Origin of the sequence: Clostridium sp. AF12-41 (assembly GCF_003461685.1) — a bacterium.
Classification (GTDB): Bacteria; Bacillota; Clostridia; order Lachnospirales; family Lachnospiraceae; genus Otoolea; species Otoolea fessa.
This window is the reverse complement of the sequence record NZ_QTXO01000001.1, coordinates 120,948-135,580: the sequence shown is the minus strand read 5'-3', so window position 1 is coordinate 135,580 and position 14,633 is coordinate 120,948. Positions and strand designations below refer to the sequence as shown.

The following is a 14,633-nucleotide window of genomic DNA, read 5'->3' as shown; positions in this document are numbered from 1 at the left end:
TTTCCTTTCTCTGAAACGATTCCACAGTGCATACAGACATCTGTTGAATCGTTACTGTTCACGCATACGTGAACAGTAACGTTGAATCGCACCTTTTTTTCTTTTTTTTTACAGTCTTCCCATAAATTTGTCTTTTAGTACGGCAAATGCCTCCCGCAGCCACAGGTGCACCGCCAGCACCGGGTCGCACGCAGCTGCCACGCCGACCGGCTCGATCTCCTGTCTGCGCGCGATCGCCTCCGCCCGGAACACATGGTAATTGCTCGTCAGAATCCCGATCCGGATGGTATCGCCGTCCGGGCGCTCACGGTAAAACTCCATCAGGTGTGCCCGCGCCGCCTGCGCCTTGTTGTATTCCTGCCGGTCGATCACCGTCCGGCTGAACTCGATGTTCTGCACCGTGTCGGAGGACTGGTCTTCAATCAGCAGCTTATCCTCCGGAATCCCGTTGTACTGTAAATATTCGTACATCGCCCGCGCCTCGCTGATCTCCTCGCCCGGACCTTTTCCGCCGGAAAGCACCAGAACCGTGTTCGGATATTCCTCCGAATACTCGATCGCCCGATCCAGACGCTGCTTTAGGGAATTGCTGATCTTGGTGCCGCGCACACGTGCTCCCAGCACGATCACATAGTCCGCCGGCTGTCCCGTCGCCGTAATGGCGCTCCAGCCGATCAAAACCTCCGTGATCACCAGAATCAGAAATCCCGCCGCACATACTGTCCCGACGGAAACGCCGATCCACACGGGGATCCTGCCCTCATGCTGGCTGCCAAACCACCATCCAGCCGCCAGAAGTCCCAAAAAGATCGCCAAGCAGGGCCAGATCAAGGCAAACGAAGTCGAAATACCTGAATAAATAACAATTATGATATAATATAACAGGCACAGGACCGCCGTTCCTCCTAAAAACCAAACCATCTGTCATCCTCCTGATGTCCATCCAGCCGCACCTTTACAAATCCAGCGCTTCGTCCTCACGCCGCAGGATATCCTGCGGCTCCGCCATACCGCCTAAGTCTACCCAGAGCTGCTGCTTCGGGTGCGGTGCGCTCTCCTGCGCGGTTCCATCCTCGGTAAAGATGCCTTTCACTTCCACACGCAGGTTACGTCCGTCCGGCTTCATGATCTCGATCGTCTCTCCCACGCTGAATTTATTCTTCTGCTCCAGATGAACCAGGCCATCCCCGCGCACAGCGCCGACCGTTCCCAGATAGGTGTACGGTTTTACATAAGTATTGCTTCCGTATACCTGCGACTCGGTACCCGGTTTATGGAAATAAAATCCGGTGATGTATTCCCGGTGGGTACATTTGCGGATCTCACTCTTATACCACTCCATCTTGGACTGGTATTTTTCCGGGCTTTCCAGATAATCGTCGATTGCGATTCGGTAGGTTCTCGCCACGGTTGCCACATAGAGTGCTGTCTTCATGCGTCCCTCGATCTTGAAGCTGTCGATTCCTGCTTCGACCATCTCCGGAATGTGCTCAATCATGCACAGGTCGCGGGAGTTGAAAATATAGCTGCCGCGCTCATTTTCATAGACCGGCATCCACTCGCCCGGTCTTGTCTCCTCCGCCACCGCATATTTCCAGCGGCACGGATGAGTACAGGCGCCCTGGTTCGCGTCGCGCCCCGTCAGAAAATTGCTGAGAAGACATCGTCCTGAATAGGAAATGCACATCGCTCCGTGGATGAAGCTCTCAATCTCCATATCCTCCGGAATATGTTCGCGGATCTCGCGAATCTCCTTCAAGGACAGCTCCCGCGCCGTTACCACGCGCTTCGCGCCCTGTTTATACCAGAAAAGGAATGTCCCGTAGTTTGTATTATTTGCCTGTGTGCTGATATGGATCTCCATATCCGGGAGAATGCATCTGGCAATCTCAAAGACACCCGGATCGGAAATAATCAGCGCATCCGGCTTGATTTCTTTCAGTTCTGTGAAATATTCTTCCACACCGGCTAAATCATCATTATGTGCAAAAATATTTGCTGTAATATATACTTTGACGCCTCGCTCATGGGCGAACGCAATGCCCTCTTTGATCTCTTCGTTCGTAAAATTCTTCGCCTTTGCCCGCAGACCAAACGCCTCGCCGCCCAGATAGACCGCATCGGCTCCGTAAAGGACCGCCGTCTTGAGGACGTCCAGGCTGCCCGCCGGGATTAGAAGTTCCAGTTTTCTCATGTTTTTCCTTTCTTTTATCGCTTTACACTTAACGCCACGCCATCCCCGATCGGAATGACAGACGTCTCAAATTCTTTCATGTGTGTCAGTTCATATAAATAATCGCGCATCCGCGTGTGGATCGTCCGGTTGCGGCGCTCGACCGCATAGCGGGATTCCACGATATCGCCGTCCTGTAAGACATTGTCCGACAGAAGAACGCCGCCGGACGGCAGCAGACGCAAAATCTGAGGCAGCCAGTGCATATACTGCCCCTTAGCCGCATCCATAAATATAAAATCATAAGGGCCGGAAAGCGTCCCCAGTATCTCTTCCGCATCGCCTTCCAGTAAAGTAATGCACGGCTCTTTTCCTGCCCTTTCAAAATTGCGCTTGGCAATCGGTATTCTTTTTTCGTACTTCTCAATCGTCGTGATCCGGCAGTTTTCCGGCATCACACGGCTCATCAGTAAAGCCGAATAGCCCACAGCCGTTCCTACCTCCAGAATCGACTGCGGGCGCTTGAGAGCAATCAGTGTTTTCAGAAATGCGGAGGTCTCCCTGCGGATGATCGGCACGCAGTCAGCCAGCGCTTCTTCCTCTATCGAGTCGAGCAGCGGTCCGTTGCCCGCGTCCAACGACTGGATATAGGCGGTAATTCTGTCATTTACTATCACTTTTATCCTCCTCCGGGCTGGCGGCAGAAGCTGCCGCCTCATCCATCTCCTTCAGCATCTCCAGAGAAGTCTGGGCGGTGCTGAACTGATAGGTTCCCGGATATATCTTGTATTCATAAATCTTTGCCTGCAGCACAAAGACCACGCGGCTCCTAATCAAACCGACGCGTTCCAGCGCTTCGCCTGCCTCGGAGGTGCTTTCGCTTTCCTCGATGGTAACCGTTCTCATTCTTCCCGGCTCTGCCTCAACTGCGGTCGGGTTAAATATCTCATGCCCCAGCCAGTAACCCTTCGTTGCGCCCTCATAGAGCAGAAACAGTGTCAGTACCAGAAAAACGATCCGGAACACACTGTCCAGAATTGATACTGCGATATGGGGTTCCCCAGATGTCCGGCTCATATGCCACCTCCGTGCTGCTTTTGCAGTCTTCTACACTTCCATGATGATCGGAAGAATCATCGGATTTCTCTTCATCTTCTTCCATAGGAAATCACTCAGGCTGTCGCGGATAATGTTCTTGATCTTGCCCCAGTCGCTCACGTGCTTCTCAAGACAGCCTTGTACGGCTTCATCCACGATTCTCTGTGCCTCTTCCATCAGATCCTCGGACTCACGCACATAGACGAAACCTCGGGACACGATATCCGGTCCCGCTAAGAGCTGGTTGCTGTATTTCTCCAACGTCAGTACCACAATAATGATACCATTCTGTGCCAGGTTCTGGCGGTCGCGCAGAACGATATTTCCGACATCACCGATGCCCAGACCATCGACCAGGATGCCGCCCGCCTGTACATGGTCGGCAACACGGTAGCCCTCGTCCCCGATCTCGATCACATCACCTGAGCGCATCAGGATGACATTTTCCTTCGGAATGCCCATTGAAATTGCCAGGTTGCGCTGCGCCATCAGGTGGCGGTACTCACCGTGTACCGGAATCGAGAATTTCGGACGAACTAAGGAGTACATCAGCTTGATCTCCTCCTGGCAGGCATGTCCGGATACGTGGGTATCCTGGTTGATAACCTCTGCGCCCTTCATCGACAGCTCGTTGATAACTCTTGCAACGGCTTTCTCATTGCCCGGAATCGGGGTAGAACTTAAAATAACCACGTCGCCCGGCATGATCGAAACCTTCTTGTGCAGGTCTGCCGCCATACGGGACAGTGCAGCCAGAGACTCGCCCTGGCTGCCGGTCGTGATAAGGACGGTATCCTCTTTCTTATAATTTTTCAGATGTTCAATGTCGATCAGTGTATTTTCCGGAATATTAATGTATCCAAGTTCGCTCGCCGTGCCGATGACATTGACCATGCTTCGGCCCTCGACCACTACCTTACGTCCATAGTGGTATGCCGTATTGATGATCTGCTGGACACGGTCTACGTTGGAAGCAAACGTCGCAACGATGATCCGGTTGTTCTTGTGCTCTGCAAAAATCGAATCAAAGGTCTTGCCGACGGTGCGCTCCGACATCGTAAATCCCGGACGGATCGCGTTGGTACTGTCGCACATCAGCGCCAGCACGCCTTTCTTTCCAAGCTCGGCAAAACGCTGCAGATCCGCCGGTTCACCGAATACCGGTGTGTAATCGATCTTGAAGTCGCCGGTGTGGACGATAATGCCAGCCGGGGAAAAGATCGCAAGCGCCGATGCATCTGCGATACTGTGGTTCGTCTTGATAAACTCAATCCGAAAACATCCGAGATTGATGGACTGTCCGTGCTTTACGACCTTGCGGCGGACGGTCTTCATCATATTATGCTCTTTTAATTTATTCTCAATCAGTCCGATCGTCAGTTTGGTGCCGTATACCGGTGCCGGAACATCGCGGAGTACATACGGCAGCGCGCCGATATGGTCCTCATGTCCGTGCGTGATCACAAAGCCCTTGACTTTGTCAATGTTGTTCTTTAAATAGGATACATCCGGGATAACCAGATCGATTCCCAGCATATCGTCGCTCGGAAATGCCATACCGCAGTCTACTACAATAATGCTGTCTTCATATTCGAAGGCAGTCATATTCATACCGATCTGTTCCAGACCACCGAGCGGTATGATCTTTACCTTATTATGATTTGTTTCCTTTTTCAATCAATGCACCTCCAAAAATTCGATTTTTAGATTTTTATTCGATATCAACGCCCAGATCGCTCATCAGCTCCGCAAACACCTTGGACATATACTCCAGTTCTCCGTCATCGTCCACAAATTCGTAAGCTGCTTCTGCATCCTCCGGCTTTGATGTATCTCTCAACAGATAGCACTCTCCATCGCCGTCCTTCGTATCACTTGCCAGCAGATAGGACTCGCCATTTAACTTTGTCTCTTCCAGGACATACAGCTTCACTTCCTCGCCGTTCTCATCCCTCAGCGTGATGCTGTTTTCCATATTATTCAGTTCATCTAACATTGAATCCAGGTTTCCCATTCTATGATTCTCCTTCTATTCTTTATTTTCAATCATTGATTTTTATCACTGATAATTTATTCTTCCGCTTTTCCTTGTGCCTGTAAATCCAAATATCCCTGCAAAATCAATACTGCCGCAATCTTATCAATCACGCTCTTCCGGTTTTCCCGGCGCACTCCACTCTCGATCAGGATCTGCTCCGCCGCATTCGTCGTCAGGCGCTCGTCCCACATAACGACCGGAAGGTTCGTCCGCCGTTCCAGCATCTCTTTAAATGCCAGCGTCTTTTCAACGCGCTCTCCCAGCGTATTATTCATATTTTTAGGATACCCCAAAACAATCGTCCCAACCTCGTATTCCCGGATCAGCTCTTCAATCCGGGCGCAGGTCTGGCGAAGTTTGTTCTCATCCTTCCGTGTGATCGTCTCAATCCCCTGTGCTGTAATGCTTAACGGATCGCTGATTGCCACTCCCGTGGTCTTCGATCCAAAATCAAGCCCCATAATTCTCATATTCTATTTTCTCCATAACAAAACAAGCTGGCAGCCCGTCAGATATTGGACTGTTGTCGCCAGCTGTTTACTCTTCCGCTTTTTAATTGCCGTGCTGCATCCACTCTTTACTGAAGCTTCGTCTCAATATATACCTTCACAAGCTCTTCCAGAATTTCGTCACGCTCTACCTTCATAATCAGGCTTCTGGCACTCTTGTGGCTGGTAATATAGGTCGGATCTCCAGACATAATATATCCTACAATCTGATTGATCGGGTTGTAACCCTTCTCCGTCAGCGCTGTATATACCTGTTCCAGAACCTGGCTTGCCTCCAGCTTCTTCTCTTCCTGTACTGCTCTAAAAAACTGTGTATTGCTGATATCACCCATTTTGTCTTCACGTCCTTTTAAATACCCGCCGCGCTCTGTCACTCTGCGGATCCATGCGTGCAGGTAAACTACTCTTTTTTATTTTACTCTACTTTACCCTATTCGGCAAGTTATTTTTTATCATTATAATCATCCAGGAAATTGTACGTCCAATCGTCCTTGTGGTAACCGATCACAGTCTTTAAGTTGATATTGTGGACACTCTTAAAGATATTTTTCTCGATCACGTCGCTCTCCTTGCGGAAATGGGCGATCAATTCCTTCATCTCATCGCGCTTGGAACCGCGTCCGCCTCCGCAGCTCACGCAATTTTCAGTAAAACGACACGCGCACTGTATAAACTGCAGTCCGTTGTAATCGCGCCACGCCTTGACCGCATCTTCCTTGATAAGGTACATCGGACGGATCAGCTCCATGCCCTCGAAATTCTGGCTGTGCAGCTTCGGCATCATCGTCTCAATCTTGCCGCTGTACAGCATTCCCATGAGGATCGTCTCGATCACATCATCAAAATGATGCCCAAGCGCAATTTTATTGCAGCCCAGCGCTTTCGCCTGTGCATAGAGGTGACCGCGTCGCATTCTGGCACAAAGGTAGCACGGATTCTGTTCGATCGTCGCCACCGTGTCGAAAATATCGCTCTCAAATACCGTCAGCGGAATGCCGAGAAGTTTCGCATTGTCCTGGATGATCTTCCAGTTATCCGCATTGTAGCCCGGATTCATCACTAGAAAAACGGTTTCAAACTGGAATTTTCCATGTTTTTTCAATTCCTGGAAAAGTTTCGCCATCAGCATGGAATCCTTGCCGCCGGAGATACAGACTGCGATCTTGTCGCCCTCCTGAATCAGGTCGTAGGTGTTGAGCGCCCGCGTAAACGCCCGCCAGATCGGCTTGCGGAATTTTTTTATAATACTCTGCTCAATTCTCGCCCGTTTTTCCTCTCGATCCGCCTCGGATTCTCCGCCTACGAAACGTGAGAGGGAGAGGCGCAGCCACGCACGGTAACCACCCTCCACATTGACCGCGTCAAATCCGTCTCCGGTCAGACGACGCACCCACTCCTGGCTCTTCTCACCGGTATGGCACATCACGTACACTGGATGCATTTTGTCTAACCTGGCTGTTTCTTCCTCATATTGCTCTTCCAGCCGGGACGCCGGGAGGCTTACCGCCCCCGGAAAAGTTCCGCGCATATACTGGTCCTGCGGGCGGATGTCCACGATCGTCTTCTCCGCATCCTTTAACGCTTCCAGCTCCTCAATCGTAATCGTTTTCATTATATATTCTCCTGTATCCGTTATCTGCAAAATCCTCTTTAAGAAAAAGAATGTAAAAAATGTGCCTACCCGTGTGCAGTAACCACAATTCTCATGAAATGAAACAAAAGCACAGGATCCGCGCTGACAGTGCTCTGCCAAACAAACGGGTCCTGTGTTTTTCTGCTGTTTTGTTACCGTTCACGCGCACGTAACCAGTCACTCATTTTCTGTTAATTATAACACTCTCCCTCCATTCTGGGAAGTCCTATTTCTATAATTAGTCTCTTATAATTAGTCTCTTAGTCCTCTGTAAAGAGTGGTGTGGAATAATAGCGGTCACCGCTGTCCGGAAGAATCGCTACGATGGTTTTCCCCTTATTTTCCGGGCGTTTTGCCAGCTCAATCGCACCATGCAGGGCTGCGCCGGAGGAAATACCGACTAAGATGCCCTCTTTGTGTGCCAGAAGTTTTGCTGCCGCAAATGCATCCTCATTCTCCGCCTCGAAAATCTCATCATAAATCTTAGTGTTCAGTACATCCGGTACAAATCCGGCGCCGATACCCTGAATCTTGTGTGCGCCGCCCTTGCCTGTCTTTAATACCGGGGATGAAGCTGGCTCCAGCGCTACGACTTTCACATTCGGGTTCTGGGATTTTAAGTATTCGCCGGTACCTGTCAGAGTTCCGCCGGTACCAACACCTGCGATCAGGATATCAACCTTTCCGTCGGTATCATTCCAGATCTCCGGACCAGTGGTTGCTCTGTGAACCGCCGGATTGACCGGATTGACAAACTGACCGGCTAAGAAGCTGCCCGGTGTCTCTTTTGCCAGCTCTTCTGCCTTCTCGATCGCGCCTTTCATGCCCTTTGCGCCCTCAGTCAGGACAATCTCTGCACCGTACGCTTTCAGAATGTTGCGGCGCTCCACGCTCATCGTCTCCGGCATCGTCAGGATGATGCGATATCCCTTCGCTGCTGCGATGGACGCCAAACCGATACCGGTATTGCCGGAAGTCGGCTCGATGATGACAGAACCCTCTTTCAGGACACCTCTCTTCTCTGCATCCTCAATCATGCCTTTTGCAATACGATCCTTCACGCTTCCAGCCGGGTTTAAATACTCCAGTTTTACCAGAACCGTTGCTTCCAGTCCCAGCGCTTTCTCAACATTCACAACCTCAACTAACGGTGTGTTTCCTACCAGCCCCAGTGTTCCCTTATAAATGTTTGCCATGATGATTTCCTCCTAATATCTGTGATGATTTTTATATTTTTTAATTTTTATAGATTTCTATAGATTCTTCTTTTTTCCAGAACTCATTTCCAATTTGAAAAACTCGCTCCAAAAGAAGTTTAAAATGCGAAAAGAGCCCATCCTCTATACACATTTCCCACCCGTCCAATCCAGCTTTTCTGCCGCCTGTCCTGCTTGTTTTTCTGTGTACGCGGATGCGCTCTTTCTATATCCTTAACCCTTATGAATAAAAAGATTCACGAAACCCGTTTTCCCCGGAAACCCCGCTTACCGAAGTCCAGCTTTCTGGTTTTCGCGTACACAAATGCGACAACAACATCGATCCATACAGGTACAAACATTGCTGCAACACATCGTATTCATCCAAAAACCATTGACTGCTTTCATGATCTTCACTCCTTTTCTTTTTCCCATCGACTTAGTAGGTATGTTATCACTTTATGCAATATCTGTCAACCCTTTTTTGCCTGTTGTTACTGTTCACGCACGCGTGCCCAGTAACGGAATTTGCCGTGGCTTCGCATTTAAATACGGCAAATTCCTGCTTCCACCACGTTTTCTTACGGCACTTTCGGTTCCAAAAGTGCCTACCCGTGAACAGTAACGATTATTTGCACACTTTGTGACGTTTCTTCATGTCTTTCTTGACAAACGCAGACCGCACCTTTACAATAAAATACCGAACTGATGGGTAAAAAACGTTCAGAAACAGAGCCTGCTATTATCTAGTATAGCACAGTTGTGACTGTGAAGCTACTGACAGAATATATTATAAGGGAGTATCATATGTTAAATTCATTTTCACGAACGGAACTTCTCCTCGGCAGGGATGCCATGGAGCGTTTATCAAAAGCACGCGTTGCCATCTTCGGCATCGGCGGAGTCGGCGGCTATGCGGTGGAGGCCCTCGCGCGCAGCGGCGTCGGCACGCTTGATCTCATCGACGATGACAAGGTCTGCTTAACCAACATCAACCGTCAGATCATCGCAACCACCTCCACCATCGGAAAGTACAAGGTCGATGTCGCTGAGGAACGCATCAAATCCATCAACCCGCATGCGGTTATCCACACCTACAAGACATTCTATATGCCGGATACCGCGAAGGAATTTGATTTTTCCCAGTATGACTACGTGATCGACGCAATCGACACCGTAACGGGAAAACTGATGCTGGTAGAACAGGCAGAGGCAAGCCACACGCCGATCATCAGCTCGATGGGCGCCGGAAACAAACTGGATCCGACCGCTTTTGAGGTGACCGATATTAATAAAACCTCTGTTTGTCCTCTCGCGAAGGTCATGCGGCGGGAGCTGAAAAAACGCGGGATCAAGAAGCTGAAAGTGGTTTATTCGAAAGAAAAACCACTGACGCCGGTGGATGATATGGCTACCTCCTGCCGTTCCCACTGTGTCTGCCCGCCGGGAACCGCACGCAGCTGTACCGCCAGACGGCAGATTCCGGGGAGTATCTCGTTTGTACCGTCAGTAGTGGGACTGATTATTGCTGGGGAAGTTATTAAGGATCTCGTTGGGGTTCATTGATTGCTTACTGATTAATTTGTTAAGCCGATATATTCTATTTATGTCATTTTTTTTAATTTTATATGTATGTAAAAAACCAATGAATCCCATCTTGGGGGTATCATTGGTTTTTTCGTTTTCTGTCTTTTATTCTTTTTCCAGTAAAAGCACCTCTTCATTCAGTGCCTTCGTGAAGATTCCCTTCACCGTCTTATTTTTTAATCCTTCTTCGTATGGAACGGCACCTTTGACGTACTGGCGGGTGTGTCCCATCATGTATTTGGTTCCGTCAATCTCGATTGGTTCTTCGAGAAGGATTTCTTCTTCGGTTCCGAGGAAGCGCCCGCGGTATTCTAAGGACTGCTGTTTTTCCAGTGCCAGCAGGATATCGCTACGGACGGATTTGGTTCCTTCTGGTATCTGATCCGGCATATCGGCGGCGCGGGTGCCTGCGCGGCGGGAGTATTTGAATATATGCATTTCATAGAAATGGATCGCTTTTAAGAAGCGTTCTGTTTCGGCAAATTCTTCTTCGGTCTCGCCCGGGAATCCTACGATGACATCGGTCGTGATCGCCGGATTGTCAAATTCTTCCCGCAGAATTTCACAGCACGCCTGATATTCAGCAGCGTTGTAGCGGCGGTTCATGCGCTTTAAAGTCGCGTCACAGCCACTCTGGAGTGACAGATGGAAGTGCGGGCAGATGGTCCGCAGCCTCGCCAGCTCTTTGGCAAATTCGCGGGTTACGATACGTGGTTCAAGAGAACCGAGGCGCAGGCGCTCAATGCCCGGAATCTGGTCGAGACGTTTGATTAAAGTCAGCAGATTTTCTTTCTGCTCATCCTTGAAATCGACACCATAGGAGCTTAAATGGATACCTGTCAAGACAATTTCCTTGTATCCGGCTTCCGCAATCCCGCGCACCTCGTGCTCGATGTCCTCCGGGCGGCGGCTGCGGACGCGTCCTCTCGTATATGGTATAATACAATAGCTGCAAAACTGGTTGCAGCCGTCCTGTACCTTGATAAAGGCACGCGTATGGTCAGCAATCCGGCGGATATAGAGTTCTTCGTATTCCTGTGAATGTCCGATATCCAGAATCTCACCGCTGTTTTCGTGATCTGCAAAATAATCATCCAGGATCTGTACCAGATCTTTTTTCTGGTTATTGCCGACGATCAGATCGACCGCCTCATCTTTTTTCAGCTCCGCGCCTGCTGCCTGCACATAACAGCCGACCGCCACAACAGCCGCCGACGGGTTCATTTTCTTTGCCCGGTGCAGCATCTGGCGCGATTTCCGGTCGGCAACATTCGTCACGGAACACGTGTTGATAATATAAACATCCGCTCCTTCCCGGAACGGCACAATCTCATATCCTGCATCCTCTAAGAGCTGCTGCATGGCTTCCGTCTCATACGAGTTCACCTTGCAGCCCAGATTGTGGAATGCCGCTTTTCTCATTTTTATCTCCTTTAAATTGAATCCTCTCTTGACTTTTGTCAGATTACTTTGTAGTATAAAAGTATTATTGTAGATAGAGGAGGTTTTTTTCATGAAAACAGTTCGTATTTCTTTAAACTCGATCGATAAAGTTAAATCCTTCGTCAACGACTTAGCTAAGTTCGACGTAGATTTTGACCTTGTTTCCGGACGTTATGTGATTGACGCTAAATCCATCATGGGTATCTTCAGTCTGGATCTGTCTAAACCGATCGATTTAAACATCCATTCTGAGAACCAGATCGATGAGATCTTAACGACATTGGCTCCGTACATTGTATAGCAACCATTAGAACGATCGAGATGGTTCTGTTTGAAACGAAAAAAACCGCTGTTAAGCAACTCGCTTTGCAGCGGTTCTTTTTTTCATAGAGAACTGCGTCCTATAAAAAACACTCCGCGATGATGCGCACTCGCGCGAAGCAAAAAACTGTCGCAAGCGACCGCGCGAGACGCCCGAATGTGCCAAGGCACATTCTTTTTTTATATATGACTAGCACCGGATAACCTCAACCGTATCGATCGCCTCTTTTACCAGCGCATCTATCTTCTCTTCCAGATTGCGCTCGGATTTTTCAATCAGGTGCAGGACCGGCTTGGTAACCGGGTGTTTGGCTACGAAGATGGTGCAGCAATCTTCATACGGCTCGATCGATGTCTCGTAGGTACCGATTTTCAAGGAAATATCGACGATATCCTGTTTGTCGAAACCGATCAGCGGGCGGAAGACCGGAAGTGTGCAGACTGCATTGGTAACCGCCAGGGAATGAACCGTCTGGGATGCTACCTGACCAATGCTCTCGCCGGTGATGAGTCCGAGACAGTCGTCTTTCTTCGCCAGCTCTTCCGCGATCTTCATCATGTAGCGGCGCATGATAATCGTCAGCTCCTCATGCGGGCACTGCTCGTAGATGTAGAGCTGGATATCTGTGAAATTGACTACGTTTAATTTGATCGGACCTGCGTATTTTGCTACCTGCTTTGCCAGATCGACTACTTTCTGTTTTGCACGGTCGCTGGTGTATGGCGGCGCATGGAAATAGGTTGCCTCGATGGTAACGCCGCGTTTTGCGATCATGTATCCTGCCACCGGGCTGTCGATACCGCCGGATAAAAGCAGCATCGCGCGTCCATTGGTTCCGACCGGCATACCGCCCGGTCCCGGAATCACCAGAGAGTATACGTTGATACGTTTTGCACGCAGTTCCACATTTAAAAGAACATCCGGATTGTGTACGTCTACCTTTGTCTCCGGGAATGCGTCCAGAATGACCTCACCGAGATCGCGGTTGACTTCCTCGGAGGTATGCGGATACTGTTTGTTGGCACGGCGGGTGTTTACCTTGAACGTAAAGTGTTTATCTGGGTATGCTTTGTCCACATACTCAACAATCTTCGCTTTCAGGTCGTCATAGCCGTTGTCCTCTAACTGGACCATCGGACAGATCGCCGCAATACCGAATACCTTTTTCAGTGCGTCGATGACCTCATCGTAATCAAATTCTTCCGCTGCGGTCGCATAGATACGCCCTGCCTCCTTGGTTACGGTAAATTTTCCATCAAGACGTTTTAACGAGTGATGGATGTGGGACACCAGCGCGTCCTCGAATACATAGCGGTTTTTACCTTTCAGGCCAATCTCCGCATATTTAATCAAAAATGTATGAAACATGGAATTCCCTTTCTACAACAGGCTGTCATTCTTCTGCTTTCCCGCAAAAAAACTGAACAGCCATTCTTTAAACAGCCATTTTATTTCATCTGGTAACGGCGCAGTACCGGAAGCAGTTCTCCCAGAACGCCGATCGCATAGTCTACTTCTTCCTCGGTATTCAAATCACCCAGACTGAACCGGATCGTCGAATCGAGAAGTTCTTTTTTCACGCCGATTCCCTTTAAAGTACCGCTGATGCCCGGATGATTGGACGAGCAGGCGGAACCGGACGATACATAAACCCCTTTGTCCTCCAGCGCATGGAGAAGTACCTCGCTGCGGACGCCCTCAAAGCTGGCGCTGACGATCTGCGGCGCGTTGGTGCGGTCCTCACTGCCGTTGATGGTGACGCCGCCGAGCGGTTTCAATCCCGCAATCAGGTGCTCCCGGAGTGTATACAGCTTTTCGATGCGTGCATCAAAATCTTTGTACGCCTCGCGTGCTGCCACGCCGAGTCCGACACACCCCGGCACATTTTCCGTACCGGAACGCATGCCCTTCTGCTGGCCGCCGCCAAACAGAATCGGGCGGATCTTGACACCGTCGCGGATATAAAGGAATCCGACGCCCTTCGGCGCATGGATCTTGTGTCCGCTGACGGAAAGCAGGTCAATTCCCTGTTTTTTCGGACGGATCTTATATTTCCCATATGCCTGGATCGCATCGACATGGAACAATGTCTTCGGATTTTTCTTCTTGATGCACTGGCTGATCGCCTCGATCGGCTCTACTGCTCCGACCTCGTTATTGACGTACATCACAGACACCAGGATCGTGTCCTCGCGGATAGCTTTTTCCAGATCCTCCAGAGAAATATGTCCCAGATGATCGACCGGAAGATAGGTCACCTCAAAGCCCATCTCCTCCAAAAATGACATCGTATTGTAGATCGACGGATGTTCCACACCGGTCGTGATAAGGTGTTTTCCGGCTCTGCGGTTTGCCAGCGCCGTGCCGATCAGCGCCGTATTGTTCGACTCTGTTCCGCCGGAAGTAAAGAGAATCTCCTTCTCCTGCACTTTCAGTGTATCCGCGATCGCCTTCTTTGCCTCGCGAATCAAATTTTCTGCTTCCACACCTTTTCTGTGCTTCGCCGCCGCGTTTCCGTAGTTGACGCACATTGCATCAACGACCGCATCCTTTACGCAGTCCAGCACCTTGGTGGTCGCTGAATTATCAAAATAGGCTTCCATTTTTATCTCTATCTCCTTTGTAATTTTCCAA

At 49.8% G+C, this 14,633-nt stretch carries 15 protein-coding genes; 2 read left to right on the top strand and 13 right to left on the bottom strand.

The window, feature by feature from the left end; translation table 11 throughout:
* Window positions 1-108 precede the first annotated feature (108 nt).
* The 10 genes from DWV73_RS00580 to cysK form a co-directional block, all read right to left on the bottom strand.
* Window positions 109-921: a YdcF family protein gene (locus DWV73_RS00580; protein WP_117795098.1), complete on the bottom strand. Its 813-nt coding sequence runs from the start codon at window positions 919-921 to the stop codon at window positions 109-111.
* Window positions 922-955: 34 nt separating this feature from the next.
* Window positions 956-2,194, bottom strand: a complete 1,239-nt coding sequence (locus tag DWV73_RS00575) for a U32 family peptidase (RefSeq protein WP_117795096.1) — start codon at window positions 2,192-2,194, stop codon at window positions 956-958.
* A gap of 14 nt (window positions 2,195-2,208) precedes the next feature.
* Window positions 2,209-2,850, bottom strand: a complete 642-nt coding sequence (locus DWV73_RS00570) for an O-methyltransferase (RefSeq protein ID WP_022359735.1) — start codon at window positions 2,848-2,850, stop codon at window positions 2,209-2,211.
* Window positions 2,837-3,250, bottom strand: a complete 414-nt coding sequence (locus DWV73_RS00565) for an aminodeoxychorismate lyase (protein WP_117795094.1) — start codon at window positions 3,248-3,250, stop codon at window positions 2,837-2,839. The genes DWV73_RS00570 and DWV73_RS00565 overlap by 14 nt, the downstream gene beginning before the upstream one ends.
* A 30-nt stretch (window positions 3,251-3,280) precedes the next feature.
* A complete protein-coding gene (locus DWV73_RS00560) occupies window positions 3,281-4,948 on the bottom strand; it encodes a ribonuclease J (protein WP_022359733.1) in 1,668 nt (555 codons plus the stop codon).
* A 34-nt stretch (window positions 4,949-4,982) separates the two neighbouring features.
* Complete coding sequence (locus tag DWV73_RS00555) at window positions 4,983-5,285, bottom strand: DUF1292 domain-containing protein (protein WP_107001592.1); 303 nt, start codon at window positions 5,283-5,285, stop codon at window positions 4,983-4,985.
* Between the two features lie 56 nt (window positions 5,286-5,341).
* Window positions 5,342-5,779, bottom strand: a complete 438-nt coding sequence (gene ruvX, locus DWV73_RS00550; RefSeq protein ID WP_117795092.1) for a Holliday junction resolvase RuvX — start codon at window positions 5,777-5,779, stop codon at window positions 5,342-5,344.
* A 107-nt stretch (window positions 5,780-5,886) separates the two neighbouring features.
* Window positions 5,887-6,150: an IreB family regulatory phosphoprotein gene (locus tag DWV73_RS00545; RefSeq protein WP_022359731.1), complete on the bottom strand. Its 264-nt coding sequence runs from the start codon at window positions 6,148-6,150 to the stop codon at window positions 5,887-5,889.
* Window positions 6,151-6,260: 110 nt separating this feature from the next.
* Window positions 6,261-7,430 carry an ATP-binding protein gene (locus DWV73_RS00540; RefSeq protein ID WP_107001594.1) on the bottom strand — a complete coding sequence of 390 codons (1,170 nt, stop codon included), beginning with the start codon at window positions 7,428-7,430 and terminating at the stop codon, window positions 6,261-6,263.
* Between the two features lie 281 nt (window positions 7,431-7,711).
* Window positions 7,712-8,647, bottom strand: a complete 936-nt coding sequence (gene cysK / locus DWV73_RS00535; RefSeq protein ID WP_107001595.1) for a cysteine synthase A — start codon at window positions 8,645-8,647, stop codon at window positions 7,712-7,714.
* Window positions 8,648-9,454: 807 nt separating this feature from the next.
* Here cysK and DWV73_RS00530 point away from each other — a divergent pair.
* Window positions 9,455-10,213 carry a tRNA threonylcarbamoyladenosine dehydratase gene (locus DWV73_RS00530; protein WP_117795090.1) on the top strand — a complete coding sequence of 253 codons (759 nt, stop codon included), beginning with the start codon at window positions 9,455-9,457 and terminating at the stop codon, window positions 10,211-10,213.
* Between the two features lie 126 nt (window positions 10,214-10,339).
* Here DWV73_RS00530 and mtaB read toward each other — a convergent pair whose 3' ends face one another.
* The gene (gene mtaB / locus DWV73_RS00525) at window positions 10,340-11,656 is read right to left on the bottom strand and encodes a tRNA (N(6)-L-threonylcarbamoyladenosine(37)-C(2))-methylthiotransferase MtaB (protein ID WP_117795088.1); all 1,317 of its coding nucleotides are present in this window, start codon (window positions 11,654-11,656) and stop codon (window positions 10,340-10,342) included.
* 91 nt (window positions 11,657-11,747) lie between these two features.
* Here mtaB and DWV73_RS00520 point away from each other — a divergent pair, with 91 nt between their 5' ends.
* Window positions 11,748-11,978: an HPr family phosphocarrier protein gene (locus DWV73_RS00520; RefSeq protein WP_022359725.1), complete on the top strand. Its 231-nt coding sequence runs from the start codon at window positions 11,748-11,750 to the stop codon at window positions 11,976-11,978.
* A gap of 210 nt (window positions 11,979-12,188) precedes the next feature.
* On the opposite strand, the gene thiI is transcribed toward DWV73_RS00520, so the two are convergent.
* Together thiI and DWV73_RS00510 are read right to left on the bottom strand one after the other, a co-directional pair.
* Complete coding sequence (thiI, locus tag DWV73_RS00515) at window positions 12,189-13,367, bottom strand: tRNA uracil 4-sulfurtransferase ThiI (RefSeq protein ID WP_117795086.1); 1,179 nt, start codon at window positions 13,365-13,367, stop codon at window positions 12,189-12,191.
* Window positions 13,368-13,447: 80 nt separating this feature from the next.
* Window positions 13,448-14,602 carry a cysteine desulfurase family protein gene (locus tag DWV73_RS00510; RefSeq protein WP_117795084.1) on the bottom strand — a complete coding sequence of 385 codons (1,155 nt, stop codon included), beginning with the start codon at window positions 14,600-14,602 and terminating at the stop codon, window positions 13,448-13,450.
* Window positions 14,603-14,633 lie beyond the last annotated feature (31 nt).

Coding starts and splice junctions, on each gene's coding strand:
- DWV73_RS00575 (WP_117795096.1), bottom strand. CDS start 2,194: ATGAGAAAACTGGAACTTCTAATCCCGGCGGGCAGCCTGGACGTCCTC.
- cysK (WP_107001595.1), bottom strand. CDS start 8,647: ATGGCAAACATTTATAAGGGAACACTGGGGCTGGTAGGAAACACACCG.
- ruvX (WP_117795092.1), bottom strand. CDS start 5,779: ATGAGAATTATGGGGCTTGATTTTGGATCGAAGACCACGGGAGTGGCA.
- DWV73_RS00555 (WP_107001592.1), bottom strand. CDS start 5,285: ATGGGAAACCTGGATTCAATGTTAGATGAACTGAATAATATGGAAAAC.
- DWV73_RS00540 (WP_107001594.1), bottom strand. CDS start 7,430: ATGAAAACGATTACGATTGAGGAGCTGGAAGCGTTAAAGGATGCGGAG.
- DWV73_RS00545 (WP_022359731.1), bottom strand. CDS start 6,150: ATGGGTGATATCAGCAATACACAGTTTTTTAGAGCAGTACAGGAAGAG.
- mtaB (WP_117795088.1), bottom strand. CDS start 11,656: ATGAGAAAAGCGGCATTCCACAATCTGGGCTGCAAGGTGAACTCGTAT.
- thiI (WP_117795086.1), bottom strand. CDS start 13,367: ATGTTTCATACATTTTTGATTAAATATGCGGAGATTGGCCTGAAAGGT.
- DWV73_RS00565 (WP_117795094.1), bottom strand. CDS start 3,250: ATGAGCCGGACATCTGGGGAACCCCATATCGCAGTATCAATTCTGGAC.
- DWV73_RS00530 (WP_117795090.1), top strand. CDS start 9,455: ATGTTAAATTCATTTTCACGAACGGAACTTCTCCTCGGCAGGGATGCC.
- DWV73_RS00520 (WP_022359725.1), top strand. CDS start 11,748: ATGAAAACAGTTCGTATTTCTTTAAACTCGATCGATAAAGTTAAATCC.
- DWV73_RS00580 (WP_117795098.1), bottom strand. CDS start 921: ATGGTTTGGTTTTTAGGAGGAACGGCGGTCCTGTGCCTGTTATATTAT.
- DWV73_RS00510 (WP_117795084.1), bottom strand. CDS start 14,602: ATGGAAGCCTATTTTGATAATTCAGCGACCACCAAGGTGCTGGACTGC.